At 46.5% G+C, this 17041-nt stretch carries 14 protein-coding genes; 3 read left to right on the forward strand and 11 right to left on the reverse strand.

What is annotated here, in order from left to right; translation table 11 throughout:
• Positions 1-65: 65 nt before the first annotated feature.
• From betA to L3V36_RS03575, 9 genes are all read right to left on the reverse strand, one after another.
• Entirely contained in the window at positions 66-1787 is a 1722-nt protein-coding gene (gene betA, locus L3V36_RS03535) for a choline dehydrogenase (RefSeq protein ID WP_102447288.1), read from the reverse strand.
• Between the two features lie 72 nt (positions 1788-1859).
• Entirely contained in the window at positions 1860-3320 is a 1461-nt protein-coding gene (gene betB, locus L3V36_RS03540; RefSeq protein ID WP_208774545.1) for a betaine-aldehyde dehydrogenase, read from the reverse strand.
• A gap of 125 nt (positions 3321-3445) precedes the next feature.
• On the reverse strand, positions 3446-4048 hold the full coding sequence (gene betI, locus L3V36_RS03545) for a transcriptional regulator BetI (protein WP_017078460.1): 603 nt from the start codon (positions 4046-4048) through the stop codon (positions 3446-3448).
• Positions 4049-4450: 402 nt separating this feature from the next.
• A complete protein-coding gene (locus L3V36_RS03550; protein WP_102447290.1) occupies positions 4451-5632 on the reverse strand; it encodes a Xaa-Pro peptidase family protein in 1182 nt (393 codons plus the stop codon).
• 37 nt (positions 5633-5669) lie between these two features.
• Positions 5670-7013 carry a TRAP transporter large permease gene (locus tag L3V36_RS03555; protein WP_004732445.1) on the reverse strand — a complete coding sequence of 448 codons (1344 nt, stop codon included), beginning with the start codon at positions 7011-7013 and terminating at the stop codon, positions 5670-5672.
• A complete protein-coding gene (locus L3V36_RS03560; protein ID WP_017078458.1) occupies positions 7010-7552 on the reverse strand; it encodes a TRAP transporter small permease in 543 nt (180 codons plus the stop codon). Before L3V36_RS03560 ends, L3V36_RS03555 begins: the two co-directional genes overlap by 4 nt.
• A gap of 120 nt (positions 7553-7672) precedes the next feature.
• Entirely contained in the window at positions 7673-8716 is a 1044-nt protein-coding gene (gene dctP, locus L3V36_RS03565; protein ID WP_065680917.1) for a TRAP transporter substrate-binding protein DctP, read from the reverse strand.
• A 200-nt stretch (positions 8717-8916) separates the two neighbouring features.
• Positions 8917-10143, reverse strand: a complete 1227-nt coding sequence (locus L3V36_RS03570; protein WP_102447291.1) for a M20 aminoacylase family protein — start codon at positions 10141-10143, stop codon at positions 8917-8919.
• A 98-nt stretch (positions 10144-10241) separates the two neighbouring features.
• A complete protein-coding gene (locus L3V36_RS03575; protein ID WP_102447292.1) occupies positions 10242-11036 on the reverse strand; it encodes an Asp/Glu racemase in 795 nt (264 codons plus the stop codon).
• A 310-nt stretch (positions 11037-11346) separates the two neighbouring features.
• Here L3V36_RS03575 and L3V36_RS03580 point away from each other — a divergent pair, with 310 nt between their 5' ends.
• Positions 11347-11838 carry an Lrp/AsnC family transcriptional regulator gene (locus L3V36_RS03580; RefSeq protein ID WP_102447327.1) on the forward strand — a complete coding sequence of 164 codons (492 nt, stop codon included), beginning with the start codon at positions 11347-11349 and terminating at the stop codon, positions 11836-11838.
• Between the two features lie 200 nt (positions 11839-12038).
• On the opposite strand, the gene L3V36_RS03585 is transcribed toward L3V36_RS03580, so the two are convergent.
• Both L3V36_RS03585 and L3V36_RS03590 read right to left on the reverse strand, forming a co-directional pair.
• A complete protein-coding gene (locus tag L3V36_RS03585; protein ID WP_102447293.1) occupies positions 12039-13238 on the reverse strand; it encodes a diaminopropionate ammonia-lyase in 1200 nt (399 codons plus the stop codon).
• A gap of 308 nt (positions 13239-13546) precedes the next feature.
• Positions 13547-14644 carry an alpha/beta hydrolase gene (locus L3V36_RS03590; RefSeq protein ID WP_102482278.1) on the reverse strand — a complete coding sequence of 366 codons (1098 nt, stop codon included), beginning with the start codon at positions 14642-14644 and terminating at the stop codon, positions 13547-13549.
• Between the two features lie 279 nt (positions 14645-14923).
• On the opposite strand from L3V36_RS03590, the gene L3V36_RS03595 reads away from it, so the two are divergent.
• The gene (locus tag L3V36_RS03595) at positions 14924-15628 is read left to right on the forward strand and encodes a response regulator (RefSeq protein WP_026012327.1); all 705 of its coding nucleotides are present in this window, start codon (positions 14924-14926) and stop codon (positions 15626-15628) included.
• Between the two features lie 36 nt (positions 15629-15664).
• Positions 15665-16984 (forward strand): ATP-binding protein, encoded by a 1320-nt coding sequence (locus L3V36_RS03600; RefSeq protein ID WP_102447295.1) that lies wholly within the window; start codon positions 15665-15667, stop codon positions 16982-16984.
• Positions 16985-17041: the final 57 nt, after the last annotated feature.

A 17041-nucleotide genomic window follows, 5' to 3' on the forward strand; every position in this document is an offset into this window, starting at 1 on the left:
TTGTTGTTACTTTTTGCTTTTTCTATTTTTGAAATATTTTCTATTTTTGAACTAATAACAGAGGCTTACGCTTCTCTTACTGGTTTATTTATTCTTTGCTTGTCTTGCCACTCAGGTGCAATCCACACTGGAACGTCCTGCGCTTTGAGCATTGGCTTACCCAAAATCAAATCGGAAGCACGCTCGGCAACCATAATGGTCGGGGCGTTCAAATTACCGTTTGGAATGATTGGGAAAACCGATGAGTCGACAACACGTAAATTATCGACACCGCGAACGCGACACTCTTTATCAAGCACTGCCATTGGATCATCATCTGAACCCATTTTGCAGCCACAAGAAGGGTGATATGCACTTTCAACGTTCTGCTTAACCCATTCATCAATCGCTTCATCAGAAGTAATGTTTAGACCCGGCTGAATCTCTTTGCCTCGGTACACATCCATCGCAGGTTGAGACAAAATCTCACGCGTCAGGCGAATACAATCGCGCCAATCTTGGCGATCTTGTTCAGTCGAGATGTAGTTGAAAATGATCTCTGGCTTGGCATGCGGATCAGCGGAAGTGATCGCAACCGTACCGCGACTCTCTGGCTTGTTAGGCCCAACGTGTACTTGGAAGCCGTGACCATCAAAGGCCGCTTGCCCGTCGTAACGCATCGCTGCTGGCAGGAAGTGATATTGAATGTTTGGCCACTTCAATCCTTTGCGAGAACGAATGAACGCGCACGATTCAAAGTGGTTAGTGGCACCAAGACCTTTGCGAGTCAGAATCCATTCCGCGCCAATCATGCCCTTGCTGACCAAGCCAAGCTTGCTGTTGAGTGTGATGGGTTCGTTGCAGTGATATTGGAAGTACACTTCTAGGTGATCTTGAAGGTTTTCACCGACACCGCTCAGTTCGTGTTTAAGCTCAACGCCTGCCTTTTCAAGCACGGCTTTCGGGCCGATACCAGAAAGCTGCAGCAGTTGAACAGAACCGATAGAACCCGCAGAAGAGATCACTTCTTTGTTCGCCACAGCCACTTGAGTATTGCCTGACTTTTCAAACTCGACACCGACGGCTTTCAGGCCTGATTGGCCTTTTGTGTCTTGTGCGTCTTGTGCTTCAAGTAAGAAACGACGCGCCACGATACCTTTCTTCAAGGTCAGGTTTGAACGCTTCAATGCTCGACGTAGATAAGCGTTAGAGGTTGAGGCTCTAACACCCTTGTCTACCGTCATATGCATAGTGCCAAAGCCTTCTTGCTGGTAGCCGTTGTAGTCGTTGGTTTCTGGGTAACCGGCGTCTTTACCCGCATCGATAAACGCTTGGTAAAGTGGGTTAAGCTCCATATCGTTACCATTACAAGTGCCGACAGGGCCATTGTCTCCACGGTATTCATCACCGCCTTTGTTCCATGATTCAGCACGGCGGAAATAAGGCAGACATGCTTGGTAGTTCCAACCCGCAGCGCCCTCTTCTTCCCATTGGTCAAAATCACACGCGTGGCCACGAACATAAACCATACCGTTGATCGATGAGCTGCCGCCTAACACTTTGCCACGTGGGCAGTGCAGTTCACGTCCATCAAGGCCCGGTTCTTTCTCTGTTTCAAATTGCCAAGCGTACTTTTCAGTATTCATTGGGTAAGAAAGCGCGGTTGGCATTTGGATAAAAATACTCTTGTCCGTACCACCAGCTTCCAGTAATAAAACGCTATGTTCACCGCTTTCCGTTAGCCTATCCGCTAACACACAGCCGGCCGAACCCGCGCCGACGATAATATAATCGTAGCGTTGTTCCATGTTTTGATTTCCCTGAGGTAAGTCAGTGGGGCTAGCTCTGTTAAACTAGCCCATAAAATTGAGTGTTACGCGTTAGGCATAAGGGCTGGCGTAGTCGCCAAGTTCAATAAGAATGCTCTTAGTCTGCGTATAGTGAAGTAGAGTCTCTGGTCCATTTTCACGGCCAACACCCGAAAGCTTGTAACCACCAACTGGCATTTCTGCTGGTGAGTCGCCCCACGTGTTCACCCAACAAATACCTGCCTGCATTTGGTGAATAACACGGTGCGCACGAGAAAGGTTTTGCGTGAACACACCTGCCGCAAGGCCATATTTGGTGTCGTTAGCGCGGCGAATCACGTCGTCTTCGTCCGTAAACTTCAACACTGACATCACAGGGCCGAAGATCTCTTGTTGAACGTGAGGCATGTTGTCTTCGCAATCCACAAACACGGTTGGGATAACAAAGTTGCCGTTCGCTAAGCCGTTGTCTGTCACTTGATAGCCGCCCGTCAGCAGAGTTGCGCCCGACTGCTTAGCTAGCTCAATTGCTTCAAGGACTTTTGAAAGGTGTTCTTTAGAAATCAACGCGCCGATCTGAGTATCCATGTCCATTGGATCACCAATGATCAGCTTCTCAGTGCGTGTTTTAAGTTGGTCGATGAATGCGTTGTAGATGTTTTCGTGTACATAAACACGGGTACCGTTAGTACACACTTCGCCTTGGGTGTAGAAGTTAGCAACCATCGAAGCGGAAACTGCATCATCCAATTTCGCATCATCAAACACGATCATCGGTGACTTGCCGCCAAGTTCCATGGTGACTGATTTCAGCGTCTTAGCGCTATCCGACATTACCGCTTTACCGGTACCGGTTTCGCCCGTGAACGACACTTTCGCGATGTCTGGGTGCGCCGTTAGCATCTGACCAACACGGTAATCGCCCTGAACCACGTTGAACACACCATCAGGAAGACCAGCTTCGGTAAAGATCTCAGCAAGCTTGAGCGCCGTTAGCGGCGTTTCTTCTGAAGGTTTGAAAATCATCGCGTTACCCGCAGCCAATGCCGGAGCCGATTTCCACATCGCGATTTGAATGGGGTAGTTCCACGCACCAATGCCCGCACAGATGCCTAGCGGTTCGCGGCGAGTGTAGAAAAATTGAGATTCGCTCAGCGGCTGTTGGTCACCTTGTAGCGTTGGAGCCAAACCAGCAAAGTATTCAATAACATCAGCGCCAGACGCCACATCTACTTCAATCGCTTCTTGCAGCGGCTTGCCCGTATCAACAACCTCAAGGTTTGCAAGGTCATTATTTCGAGCTCTAAGTATTTCCACTGCCTTCAAAAGAATACGGCTGCGTTCCACAGCGGTCATTGCTGACCATACCGCAAATCCGCGCTTCGCAGATTCAATAGCACTGTCGACATCCGCTGAAGATGCTTGGCCTAACGTCGCGATAGGTTCACCGTTTGCAGGGTTAATGCTATCAAAGGTTTCACCAGAGGTTGCTTTAACCGCTGCGCCATCGATGTATAACGAGTTCATTTCCATTTGAGATTCTGACTTAATTATTGTTATTAGACTCTACTGGTCTATATGTGAGTATTGGGGGCGAATAGTGGTCGTTCTAGCTCTTGCTCTAGGTCTAGCTCAAGGTCTAACGCTACCACTGCGATCTATTGGCTGTGACACGAGTAGAACGTAAGTTGTTTATCTAGATAATCATTGATGATGGCTCGCGCCTTTTGAGCATCGATACCATCTGGGTTTAGTGTGCCTCTCAGCCACAAACCATCAATCAGAGACGCAATCCCGTGAGCAACGAGATCCGCTTGTTCATGATTCAAAATACCTTTCAACTCAAGACGTAAGTGTGAAATCAAACGTTTTTCATTCACACGTTGCAGTCTTTTCAGCTGCTCGTCATGCATTGAATATGACCAAAATGCCAACCACGCCTTCGCGACCTTATTTTCTGCTTGGTAACCTTCGAAGTTACCATCGATGATCGCGTTAATTCTCTGTTGGTGAGCATCAACAGGAAGTGCTTTTAGTGACGTGGTGATGGTATTGGAAAGTTGGCGAAGGATTTCACGCATGGTCTCTTCGAGCAGCCCATGCTTTCCACCAAAATAGTGATTAATAATGCCAGTGGAGACTCCCGCTTCTTTGCTGATCAACGCAATACTCGCGGCATGCAAACCCACTCGATCAATCACCGTCATGGTGGCTTGAACAAGCTGTGGTTTACGTATATCAGGCATCCCAACCTTCGGCATTTCTTAGTCCTTTTATTTTATATTGAACGTTCAGTTAAATATAAAATGACAGAAATTTAGTTAGGGTTCAAATGATTATTTAAAACAAACTCGTAACAATACAGCATTCAAAGCAACAAAAACCATTATAAAACAATAAATTAAATATCATTTAGAGCACTAACGAAAACAATTAAAGATTTGAGGTGTGATAGTTATTGGTCAAATGTTTTTGCTCAACAAGGACAATATTTGAACAAAAAGAGAGATTCTTGAAACAAAGAGGAATTCGGAAATTGGAGGTATTTAAGTGTAAAAGATGAAGAGGTATAGCGAAGTGAAAAAGAAAACCGAGCGTCCAACAAAGTGCTTGAACGCCCTCCTCTACCAGGATTCAACATTATGACTAGATTCTAAGCGCAATTAGCCAATAATCGGCATCGACTGCCAAGATCTTTGATGCAGCATTTCGCAGCCAGATTCGGTGATGACGATGTTTTCCTCGTGTACCATCATGCGGTTTTTCGCAAACGCCATACCGGGCTCTAACGTTAGCACCATGCCGGGTTTTAATATCACGTCACCATTTGGTACATGTGATGGCCACTCTGTTAGCTGCATGCCTAATCCATGCCCCATACGACCCACATCGTTGCCAAGCGCGCCGTTCTTTTCGAGCACCGACCACATGGCTTGCCACACGTCTCCGGTTGTTCGTCCCGGCTCTGCCATCACGAGCCCCGCTTCTGTCGATTGATAAACGGCGTCATAAGCCGCTATCGTATCTGGCTGCGCATGCCCAAACGCATAGTTCCGATCAAAGTCACTGAAGTAGCCATCAAAGTTAGCGCCCGTATCGATGATCAACACATCTCCTTCAGAGAGCACACGATCGGTTGGCCCCATGATGATGTTGTCATAGCCACCTTGGCCGGATGCCGAAATCAAGTAAGGACACGCATCGGCACCCAAACGCAGCATCTCCAAATGCATGGCTTTACACGCCTGTCGTTCTGTCATCCCTATCGCGAGATGATGACGAAGATACTCAAAGCCCGCCGCCGTGACTTGGCAAGCGAAGCGTACTTTATCGATCTCCGCTTGAGATTTAACACTGCGCAAATCTCGAACCATCAATGACACATCAACCACACTGTGTTGGATCAGCTTCTGCTGTAACAATGCATAGTTAGTGGCTGGCATACGCAAATGTGTTTCAGGACCAATCATCGAACCGATTCTGCGAGAACCTTTGGAGACTTCAGATAGCGTAGAAGCTAACAAAGAGATACCGTCATCTTCTGGCCTTGGCGACGGCCAACTGCGCACATCTTCAATCCATGTATCGTCGAAACCAGCCACACCGATCTCTGGTACTACCGCTATGGGCTTACCAACCGCTGGCACCACCAAAAACCACGGACGCGTTGGGCTTTCCCAGAACTGCGATTTAAAGCCACTGAAATAGCGAAATTCAGGCTCGGTCGTGAAAAACGCAGCATCGATGTTTTGCGCGCGAAGACGTTGTTGCAACTCGACAGTACGTTGCTCGAGTTCTGCTGATTCAAACCCTCTCTGCGGAGGTGTTAACGGCAATATACTCATATCTCTATCCTTGATTGAATAAGGGTAACTCGACGGGTTAATTGAATAAGATGTCTCTTGGCAACAGAGCGATGCTTGGGAAGAAAATCAGCAACGCAGACATCAGCACCAAGATCAGGAAGAACGGCAGCGTCCCGCGAATCACTTCCATATAAGGCTTTTCAAAGATGGCGATAGCAGTAAAGATGTCGCACCCAAAAGGTGGTGTCGCTGAGCCAATGGCCATTTGCAATGTCACCATCACACCCACCAATATCGGGTCGATGCCTGCTGCATCAACAATCGGCATGAAAATCGGCGTCAAGATCAGCAAGACCACTAACGAATCCACAAACATACAGCCGACAAAGAAAGTCAGTGCGATGACAAACAATATGTACTCTGGAGAGGCACTCTCTAAGTCCAAAGGTGCTAATAGTTCTTGAGGGATTTGTTCGAAAGATATGTACCAAGAAAAAGCCTGACCAACACCCACCAGCACAAATACAACTGCGGTAATCAAGCCAGTATTTAACGCCGCATCGCAGATGTCTTTCACGCCAAGTTTGCGATAGAAAATGCACTCAACGATGATCGCATACAGCACCGCAAACGAAGCGGCTTCTGTTGGCGTCACGACCCCAGAGTAGATACCGCCGATAATTAAAGCAGGGAAACCGAGAGGAAGAATCGCTTTCTTGATCGCTTCAATGCGTTCTGCGGTGTTGGCTTTTTCAACCAAAGTGATGGTATCGCTGTGTTTGACGCTGTAGGCATAGCTGTATAACGAGAACAGGCTCGCGAGCACTAAACCTGGGCCAATACCAGCAATGAACAATTCGCCCACACTGGCGTTGGCTAAGGTGCCGTAAAGAATCAAACCAATACTTGGCGGAATAAGAAACGCGATGTCACTGGCATTGATGATCAGCGCCATCACAAAGCTGTCTTTGTACCCTGCTTGCAGCAACTTCGGACGCATGATTTGGCCAACCGACACCACGGTCGCCTGAGTCGATCCAGAAACCGATCCAAATAAGGTACAGCTAATACAGGTCGTAATCGGTAATCCACCACGCAGATGTCCGACAAAAGCTTGGATTAAACCCAGCAAGTTATACGCAGTGTGACCACGCGTCATAATATCCGCAGCTAAGATGAACATCGGCACCGCAATCAAGGCGTTCGGCGAAATGCCTGTCACCATTTGCTGAATCAGCACTCCTGGCTCAACCTGAGAGAAATGAATCAAGCCGATTAACGCGCCAACCGCTAACGGCACGATCATTGGGAAGCTCAAAAACAGCAGAATCACCATCACAGAGACCAAAGTAAAAGTGATGACATAAATATCGAGTTCGCCGGCAATAATGTCCGAGAAAAATTGTGCAACATCGCTCATTCGAACTCACCTATTTTTGTGTTTCTGTTTTCGATCACGTCAAATGACACGTAGATCTCTTTATGCAGCAAGTTCATCAAAAAACTCATGCTGTATTGCAGCCCTGCGATAGCAAAGCCGATTGGAATAATGGAGTAGACCCAATACACCGGAAACTGCAGCGCTGGGCTAAGTCGGTTGATTGACTTCAACTCTTGGACATACAGGAAGGCGTGATAAGCGAGGTAAAACATCAACATCCCAGTCAACAATGCAATCACGGTGGTGAGCACCTTCTGGGCTTTGAAACTCAGTGAATCGTAGACCGCAGTCATGCGGATATTTCGACCTTGGCGGACGGCATAGGCGAAGCCAATAAAAGTCACTGAGACAATAAGGAATTGATTAAGCTCTTCTGAGAAGAACAGGCTTTTATTGAAGGCATATCGCCCAATCGCATTGGCGGTGGAGTTGATCATCATCGCGAGAATAGCGGTTGTGATCAAAAAGCGTTCTAGCTTTTCTGTCGCGACGCTTATTTTATGTAGCAGTTCTTTCATAACAGGCAGTGCTCCATACTTCGTTCAGTGACAGGGGTCCATTGCCACAATTTGGAGAAGGTGGGGATAAGCTAACCGCTGCCAATAAACAGCGGATAGCATTCATCCTGACAACGCTTTCTATTGCGTCGCTGAAGCAGCCTTCACTTCATCTAGGATTTCTTCGAGAATGGTTTTCGCACCCTCACGCGCTTCACTTTGCTCACCGGCAGGGTAGGCATTTGCTACCACGTCATAGTAAGTCGTGTGCAGCTTTTGACTGAGGACCTTGAAGCGTTCACGCTCTTCCTCAGTTAACACAACCACTTGCATGTCTGGACGCTCTTTTAAGATCTTGTCCATGTTCTCTTTGTTGATGCGTACCTGATAGTCATACGCTGCTTCATCAGCCGCTGTGATCGCTTTATCGACCATCGCTTGCTTCTCTTCCGACAGGTCGTTGTACCACTTGCTGTTGGTCGATACCGTGCTGACATAGGGTTGCTGACCTGGGAACATTAGGTAGTCTTGAACCTCATGCCACTTCGCGTTGTAGATGAAGTAGATCGGGTTAACCATGCTATCAATGGTCTTAAGTTGCAGTGAACCGTACACTTCACCCCAAGAAAGAGGAGTAGGTGTTGCACCAAACGCTTTGTAGGTTTCAACAGGAATGGTTGAAGTGAAAGTACGGATTTTCTGGTTCGCAAAATCTTCAGGTGTACGGATAGGTTTGTTGCCGCCCCAAACCATTTCACCTTCAGACATCATCGACAACAGCTTTAAGTTTACGCTCTCAAACTTAGGTGCCAGCTTGTTGTAGATAGTTGGGCTTTCCGTTAATACTTTATGCGTGATCGCTTCGTTAGTACCCAGAACATACGGTAAGCTCACCGCTTGTACTTCAGGAACATAAGACCCTAAGTGACCCGCGCCTACCGACACAAATTGAATCGTGCCCTTAGCAGCCAGTTCTACGATGTCGTTTTCTGTACCCAGTTGACCGTAGTAATAGATGCGAACACGGATGTCGCCATCAGATTCCTTCTTAATCACTTCCGCAAATTTTTGCGCATAGATGTCTTGAACGTCTGTTTTGTCCTCTTCTGAAGCAAACTTCCATGTTTCGGCATGAACGCCAAAAACCATGCTCAAACTTAGCAGTGCTACGCCTAATCGTTTCATCCTGTCTTTCCTTTTATTATCCTAATTACACGCTGATGACCTTGGTCACTTCACGCGCTTCAGTTTTGGCTGTGTAGACAATAAACTCCGTTTAAAGTCAGCCATCTTGCAGTGCCAAATGCGTCACTGCTGAATCTGTTTCTGTACTTGTTACTTCAAATTGAGTTGCTTCTAATTGAGCTGCTTCTAAATAAGTGTGTCTAAATTGATCGTGCTAAACGATCGTTCACCAACTGAATCCAGTAACTCGCACCCAGCTTTAAGATGCCGTCATTAAAGTCGTATTTCGGGTTATGCAATGCGCAGCCACCGACCGATTCCGTACCATTACCCAACAGCACATAACAGCCCGGTTTAACACGCAACATGCTTGAGAAATCTTCCGAAATTGTCAGAGGATCGCAGGCGTCATTAACGTTCTCGACACCAAGTATCTTCTGTGCGGCGGTAACCGAATACTGGGTTTGTTGCTCGCTGTTGATGGTTGGGTAGAAGGTATTGATAAATTCGAAGTCGTAAGTCGCGCCGGCAGCCTGACAAATACCCGCCACGATTCGCTCCATACTTTGTTTGATTCGATCGAGAGAGGCTTCAGTGAAGCAGCGGCAATCGCCTTTAATGACTACTTGAGTCGGGATGACGTTGACCGTGCCATCGGTAATAAATTCGGTGGCAGAGACTACAGCCGTGTCGTGAATCGCACTGAGATTACGAGACACTATGGTTTGCAGACCAAGAATGACTTGCGAGCCAACAACGAGAGGATCGACTCCTTGATGCGGCAGAGCAGCATGCCCACCCACACCATTAATGGTGATCTCAAAGCTGCTTTCACTGGCCATTAACGAGCCGGGGCGAACCATCAATTCACCTTCCGCCAAACCGGGAAAGTTATGCACGCCATACACTTCATCAATCGAGAATCGTTCAAACAAGCCATCATCAATCATCGCTTGAGCGCCACAACCGTGCTCTTCATCGGGTTGAAAAATGAAATACACCGTGCCATCGAACGTTGAGTTCTCTGATAATAGGTTTTGGGTTAATAGGTTTTCGGCTAGATAGCTTGCCGCGCCAAGCAGCATTGCAGAGTGCCCATCGTGGCCACAAGCGTGCATCTTCCCATCATGTTGTGAGCAATGCGCAAAGCTGTTTTGCTCATGAATATGCAGAGCGTCCATATCAGCTCTTAGGCCAATACTTGCCTCACTTGATCCGGAACGAAGTATCCCTACTAATCCTGTTTTACCGATGTTACGCACCACTTCAATGCCAAAGCTCTCAAGCTTAGTGGCGATGAAATCAGAAGTGAGATTGACGTCAAAGCCACACTCAGGAAAGCGGTGCAAATGCTGACGCCACTCCGTCATGCTTTGAATAAGCTGCGAAGACAGTTGGTCTGGTTTGATCGAGAAAGTAGACGGCATAGTAGTGATCCCAAAGTGTAATTCTTTGTAGTATTAAATATGGAGTTAGCTGGGCTGCTGAATGTAAACGCAAAGCGAGCAGCCTTAATCAAAGGTCGTTACAACGACTGCGACCTTCGGCAATTATCTGAGGATGGTTGTAGATGGTGCGCTAGCAGTGCACCAAAGCCTTTAATGGGTATGGGGTAGTTCATCAACTGAAGCGAATGCCAAGCCAACACCTGATTACTGCTGACAACGGGCTTATCTAATTCCGCTTCAATGGATTCAATGACCGATGCAGCACGTAATGCCGTGCAAGAGATAAACAGAAGATCCGCTTCAGGGTCACAGACTTGTATCGCGGCTTGTTTGATGTCCATTGGAGAAATAAACGTCATCGCAGTGTCATCTTCAAAACCAAAGCCTGCGATGCTCAACACCTCAATGCCTTGTGATTCAAAAAATGCCGCGACATCTTTATTCACGGCTTCGGTATAAGGCGTTAATATCGAGATGCGCTTCGCTTTAAAACTGTCGAAAGCCGCCAAGGCAGCGGTCACCGGATTCGTTACCGCAGCGTTTGGGCGAGACTGATGAATGAGCTGCGTAATGCGCTCGCTGCCAATCGCCACAGTGCCAGAGGTACAAGCGTAGATCACCACATCCAATTCAGTACCCGGTAGGATGGTATCGGCACAAGCAGCGATTCCCGGCTCCATTCTACGCAGGTTCTCTATCGTCAATGGATTGTAGTTTCTTAGGCGGCTGGTGAACGATTGCACATCGTTTGGATACAGGGCGTTTAAATCACGCTCAATATTGAAATCTGTCGCTAACGCAATCACACCGACGCGTCCTGCTGGTGCCAATTTTTCTAATTCAAACTGTAAAGTAGCGATTGCAGATTTCATACTTTCCAACTCCTTGAGCGAGAGTTAACATCGCCCAAAGGATGTTAACAACATGTTTCATATAATTTTAAAACTCTGTCGATTTGATCTTTACATTTCGTTCACAAGATTAATAATGCACCGATAACTTTAAGGATTATCATTAAATGATTACCTTGTTGTGCAGAAATTCCGCATTTTTTCTGCGTTATAGTGGTTTTTTGTTCTCGCTCATTGAGGTCTAAATGTTAAGGCTAAATACCTTTAACTCGATCACACACTGGTTCAAAAGAAACAATTAATTTACAAATAGATATTGGGAAGTATGGGTATGACACAACAACCTGCATTGATGGTCGACAGTTTCGACAAGAAGATCCTTAACATCGTACAAGACTCAAACAGAACTACCTCAGACAAGATTGCAGAAAAGGTCGGGCTCTCTCCAGCTGCTGTTCAGCGCCGTTTAAAACGCATGAGAGCGCAAGGTGTCATTCAAGCTGATGTCTCCGTTATCAACCCAAAGGCAGTCGGCCACGGAATGACGTTTATCGTTCAGGTAACGCTAGAGCGTGAGCGTGTGGATTTGATGCACAATTTCAAGAAAGAGATGAGTTCAAACCGCTCAGTACAGCAATGTTATTACGTCACCGGCAGTTCAGATTTCATCATGATTGTCACGGCAGCGGATATGGAGGGTTACGACAACTTTACTCGTGAAGCCTTCTTTGACAATGCCAATATCAAGAGCTTTCAAACCAATGTGGTGATGGATAACGTTAAGGTTGGACTGACGATTCCAATTGATGAGCAGCGCGATTAATGACCAGTTCGATTGATGACCAGTGCGATTAGAAAGCAAGGCGTGTCGTGAAATGAAGTCAAAAAAGAGAGGAAAAAAAGACGGTATGAAGAAACCTTACATACCGCCAACCTTGGGGCTTACTTTATTATTCGTTGTTCGCGATTAGCGATTAGCGATTAGCGATTAACTGCTAACTGCTAGCTATGTACTTTTCGCTATTAGATTTTATTGTCGATGATCTGTTGGTAGAGATCGGGGTCGGTTGCCCCTTCAGTACCAATAACCAACACTCGACTGCCTTGAGTCAAATTCAATTTTTCAGCGAAGTTCGGATCTTGCTTGGCGATGATCGCTGCGGCAAAACCTGGGACTGCAGATTCCCCGCCCTCTATCGCTACTTCCGCTTTTTCGCCACTTGCCAACATGCGCATCGCTTGCGGAATAGCTTCTTCGCTCAACGTCATAAAGTCATCAGCACCATTTTGTAGAATCGTCCACGCCAAGCTTGAAACTTCACCACATGCCAAACCGGCCATCAGCGTCTCTAAGTCGCCCGTAACCACAATCGGTTTACCCGCTTGAGCACTCTTCTGTAAGCAGTTAGCCTGCTCAGGTTCTACGATTACAAAACGTGGACGATCGACGCCCCACAAATCCCAGAAGTAACCACAGACAGCGGATGCCAAACCACCCACTCCCCCTTGTACAAAGACATGGGTTGGAATCTCGCCATCCAATTGCTCTACAATTTCAGCCAGCATCACGGTGTAGCCTAGAGCAACGTCTTTAGGGATTTCCATGTAGCCTTCGTAAGAAGTGTCCGAAACAATCACGCGATTTTGCGCTTTAGCTTCTGAGTCGGCCAAACGAACAGATTCATCGTAGTTACCGGTAATGCGTACCACTTCTGCACCGAACGCTTCCATCGCTTGCTTGCGGCCTTCCGATACGTCACGGTGAATGTAGATAACACAACCACAACCAAACATTTGTGCGCCCCATGCGACGGAGCGACCATGGTTTCCGTCAGTTGCACAGCTGACAACGATTTCAGCAACTTCTGATTTCCATTCCCCGTTGAGCAGCTCACTGATGGTCGGGTTCTTCCCATAGCGATTGGCGATTTCAATCTGAAGCTGACGAGCAACGGCATAAGCGCCGCCTAGTGCTTTAAAACTCTTCAGGCCAAAACGCTGCGATTCATCTTTGTACCAAAACTTGTTTACGCCGATCTCAGCAGAGATAGCATTCAGCTCATGCAAAGGAGTAACAGAGTAGCCTGGCCATTGAGAAATATCTTTAATCGCCTGTTGTGAGTTCGCGACACTTAAAATGTCACGCTGCTCGCTCGAGTATTCCAATTCAGGGCGTGCTTGAGGGTTAGCGTAGTGGGTCAGAGTGCCTGCCAGTAACTGCATAAATGATCGTCCTTATTAGTCATTCACATGCTCCTTACATCGTTAGATTATAGAAAGCTAACGGCCAGTAAGGCTGCGGATAATAAATTCTATCGATAAAAAAGTGCCGTGATTACACATTCTTATCACACGATCTGCGGGAATTAATTGTTACATGAGTGTTAAATGAAGAATTTATTCACCAACGAACATCGGTACTCGACGACTCAATATGCCAGTACACTAAACAACAGATGCTCAAAGGGTTGGTGACAACAACGTCATCACCAACCCTTTCAAGTCGTTTCTAATTTTAATCCGAGCTTAAGCTACTCAATGCGAGTGATGAAGCCGTATTTATCTGAATCGGTCTTAGTCACCCAGTGTTCACCATCCGATGGTGCAGAGTCTAAAGTGAAGATGTAAAAGTCAATCCCTGTATCTCCCATCACCTTCTTAAAATACGTCGCTTGCTTACGGTGGCTCTCCTCAGTATACGGGAAATCTTTTGCGGTCTTATCGCCTTCAGCCCAACTATGCACACCCACCTGCTTATTCAGCTCAATGGCCTTGGTAGTATCAGCGCGTTGCAAAATACGTGGGTTGCCAGCAGCGAATAGATCGGTACCACCCGAGAAAACCGAACCCGTTGGAGTCACAACCGTCGTCATCTTGTTGTTATTGATCATGCGCCCGGTGTACATGTTGATTTCGTCATCAGCACTGCCACCGATATGGTTAGTGAACTTCAATGTCATCTCACTGCCTCGGTATAACTTAACGATATCAAAAAGCTGAGAATAGGTTGATGCACCCAGAGTCGAATTAATGCGCTCAACAGCGCCAGTCTCTTTAAGCACATCTCGGTAAAAAGCGTTGAAGGCAAACGAGGTGGTTATCGTTACCTTGTTCCCACTTTTAGTGTTGCTCAAAATCGTCGAACCAAGACTAGTCATGTATTGCGACAACTCATTGTGGTATTCAAGCTTAACGGCTTTTGCACTGTTCGCTGTTGTTTGGATTAACGTGGTCTCATTAGAAACAGAGCGTAACGCGGAGCTGCAATCAAACACGTCCAAACCCTTGCTCTCTGTGTAGATACCACAGCTATCAAACCCTGCATCAGGAAAATACAGGTCAACGCTTTGACCTAAACTATCCGCAAGCCTCACCACTTTTTGCTTATCACTAATGTCTTCCGCAAACAGAATAGTTTCATACTGCACACCATCGTAAGTCAGCTCCATTGACTCTTGGACCTCTTGTCGCTCTTGATACAACTCGCCAAGCTTAGCTGATGAAAACACGTAATCGGCCTTAGGTTTCACTTGTGCTTTAGTCGCCGCTTTACCTGAGTTGGAGCTTGAGTTACACCCAGCTAAAAGAACCAAAGGCAACGCCAGTAATGCATTTCGATAGTCGTTCATACAATTATTCCCCAAATGTTTGATGGGGTAATTCTATTGATAAATGGTTAATCTATCTGTCGTGCGAATGTAAGAGTATGTATTGGCTTTTTGAACATTGTTTTTTATTCTCCCATTAATGTAAAATCATCATTGAACTGGCGTGGAAAGTGTTTAATCATTCATGTCAGGTATTTTACGTAAAGCATGCAAATTGTAGATGCCACAATAGCTAACCACTAGATAAGGCTCCCTCACGTAATCTCAATGATTGAAACGCACGACAAGGCTGATAATGGAATGACAAAACCTAAAATGATCATCGTGGAAGACGATTTAAAACTTCAGAAAATGCTGCAGGACTACTTTGTCACGCAGGATTTTGATGTCACCACGCTAGATGACGGTAGTGATGCTGCGAAAACTATCCTTGCCGAACAACCTGACATCGTGTTGTTGGATTTAATGCTCCCTGTAACCGATGGACTGACAATCTGCCGACAGACTCGTACACACTATAAGGGTAAAATCTTGATGCTCACCGCTAGCGATGACGACTTTGATCACGTCGCTGGTTTAGAGACAGGGGCTGATGACTATGTCACCAAGCCAATCAAACCAAGAGTTCTGCTGGCCAGAGTTCGCTCGTTATTACGCCGTCAAGACGCTAATACCACTTCAGTCGATGACTCAGACAACCTTCAGTTCGATCAACTGGTTCTGAAAAACACCTATAAGAAGTGTGAACTTTCAGGTGCCGTTTTATCACTCACTGACAGTGAATTTGACCTACTTTGGTTATTAGCGAGTAACCCTGATACGCCATTATCACGTGACTATTTGACGCAAACACTGCGCGGGATTGAGTACGACGGGATTGATCGAACCATTGATAACAAAGTGGTGCGCCTAAGAAAGATTCTTGGCGACGATCACGCACCAGCAGAGAAAATTCAGACCATTCGCGGTAAAGGCTATTTGTTTGTTTCAACCGCCTGGCACTAACCTCGCTCAATACGAGCGTAATGAAAGAGATCAATTATGCGACGTATCTATTTGGAGTCCTTGTTAGGGCTATTAGTTTGCTTTATGACCGGCCTTGTCGCCTACGAGATCTGTGTCTATCAGCTCAACACCGACTACGAATATGTACTGCAAGATTACGAAGCGACGGCCCACCAGCAACTGATAGAAAACATCGCTAAGAATCAAGGTCTTGAAGCCGCTCATCAAGCGATAAACCAGTTTGTAGAAACCACACGAAATAAACTGGTCACATTCAGCCCAGACGATGAAATACCAGGCCCAGTTTCAGAATTTTTCAGTACCAACCCAAATACCTTTATCTTTCACGATGATGAACGTGACCTATGGTTTCGATTAGCCAGCAGTGACGATACCTATCACTACCTACCCAACAGTGAAGCGTTCGTTAGGCAAAAGATAGAGCTAGAGGATGACCTCATTTGGTTGTTCTTTTTAGCAAGCTTTATCTTGTACGGCTTATGCCACCTGTTAATCATCTTCCGCCGAGTTAAAAAGCTTGAATCTGCCACTCTGCGTTTTGCTGAAGGGGATCTCTCCTCACGAGCCGAGACTTCAAGCGGCATTGCGATTGGGTCACTGAACAAATCCTTCAACCTAATGGCCGACCGAATTCACCGCTTGATTGAGAGTAATCGCTCACTCACTAATGCCGTCGCCCATGAACTGCGCACGCCAATATTCCGTATTCAATGGCAAGCTGAAATGCTCAAAGACACCCAGCTAAACGAAGATCAAGAGAGAACGATTGAGAGTATTGTCGAAGACACAGAAGAAATGGAAAAAATGGTTGATGAGCTATTGTATTACGCCAAACTCGATAGCACTGACCTAGAAAACTTACAAAAACCATTAGAGATTCGAGATTTTCTCGACCACGCAATGGCGCGTTGGAACAAAGACACTCAGCTCAACATCGACCTATCGCTACCAGAGCAACCTAGCTCAATAATGGCGGATGAAACGCTACTTAACCGAGCACTAGATAACCTAGTGCGTAACGCAATGAAATTCGCACGCTCACAAGTGTCGATTGCAGCGACCGTGCATCAAGATCAGCTACAAATCGCGGTACACGATGATGGTGATGGTGTGGCTAAAGAACATCAAGCTCGCCTGTTCGAACCCTTTTACGTTGGCGACAAAGCGCGTAACAAAGCCAAGAGCGGTCATGGTTTAGGGCTGTCTATCGTCGAGAAGATCTGTGCTCAACACGGCGCTACCGTGGAGGTAGGTCAGAGCCAAGCCTTAAAGGGTGCGGTATTCACCATTACCATTCAGCTGTGTAATGATTCAACTGACAAACCCATACAGTAACTACAAAACACCTCTGGAATAATGTTCAACATCGGTCGGGAGATGCTGTCTCCCATG

The organism is Vibrio sp. G-C-1 (assembly GCF_021728015.1).
Classification (GTDB): Bacteria; Pseudomonadota; Gammaproteobacteria; order Enterobacterales; family Vibrionaceae; genus Vibrio; species Vibrio splendidus.

Excerpts from the sequence above, each read along its gene's own strand:
- betA (WP_102447288.1), bottom strand. The coding sequence starts at position 1,787 with ATGGAACAACGCTACGATTATATTATCGTCGGCGCGGGTTCGGCCGGC.
- betB (WP_208774545.1), bottom strand. The coding sequence starts at position 3,320 with ATGGAAATGAACTCGTTATACATCGATGGCGCAGCGGTTAAAGCAACC.
- betI (WP_017078460.1), bottom strand. The coding sequence starts at position 4,048 with ATGCCGAAGGTTGGGATGCCTGATATACGTAAACCACAGCTTGTTCAA.
- L3V36_RS03550 (WP_102447290.1), bottom strand. The coding sequence starts at position 5,632 with ATGAGTATATTGCCGTTAACACCTCCGCAGAGAGGGTTTGAATCAGCA.
- L3V36_RS03555 (WP_004732445.1), bottom strand. The coding sequence starts at position 7,013 with ATGAGCGATGTTGCACAATTTTTCTCGGACATTATTGCCGGCGAACTC.
- L3V36_RS03560 (WP_017078458.1), bottom strand. The coding sequence starts at position 7,552 with ATGAAAGAACTGCTACATAAAATAAGCGTCGCGACAGAAAAGCTAGAA.
- dctP (WP_065680917.1), bottom strand. The coding sequence starts at position 8,716 with ATGAAACGATTAGGCGTAGCACTGCTAAGTTTGAGCATGGTTTTTGGC.
- L3V36_RS03570 (WP_102447291.1), bottom strand. The coding sequence starts at position 10,143 with ATGCCGTCTACTTTCTCGATCAAACCAGACCAACTGTCTTCGCAGCTT.
- L3V36_RS03575 (WP_102447292.1), bottom strand. The coding sequence starts at position 11,036 with ATGAAATCTGCAATCGCTACTTTACAGTTTGAATTAGAAAAATTGGCA.
- L3V36_RS03580 (WP_102447327.1), top strand. The coding sequence starts at position 11,347 with ATGACACAACAACCTGCATTGATGGTCGACAGTTTCGACAAGAAGATC.
- L3V36_RS03585 (WP_102447293.1), bottom strand. The coding sequence starts at position 13,238 with ATGCAGTTACTGGCAGGCACTCTGACCCACTACGCTAACCCTCAAGCA.
- L3V36_RS03590 (WP_102482278.1), bottom strand. The coding sequence starts at position 14,644 with ATGAACGACTATCGAAATGCATTACTGGCGTTGCCTTTGGTTCTTTTA.
- L3V36_RS03595 (WP_026012327.1), top strand. The coding sequence starts at position 14,924 with ATGACAAAACCTAAAATGATCATCGTGGAAGACGATTTAAAACTTCAG.
- L3V36_RS03600 (WP_102447295.1), top strand. The coding sequence starts at position 15,665 with ATGCGACGTATCTATTTGGAGTCCTTGTTAGGGCTATTAGTTTGCTTT.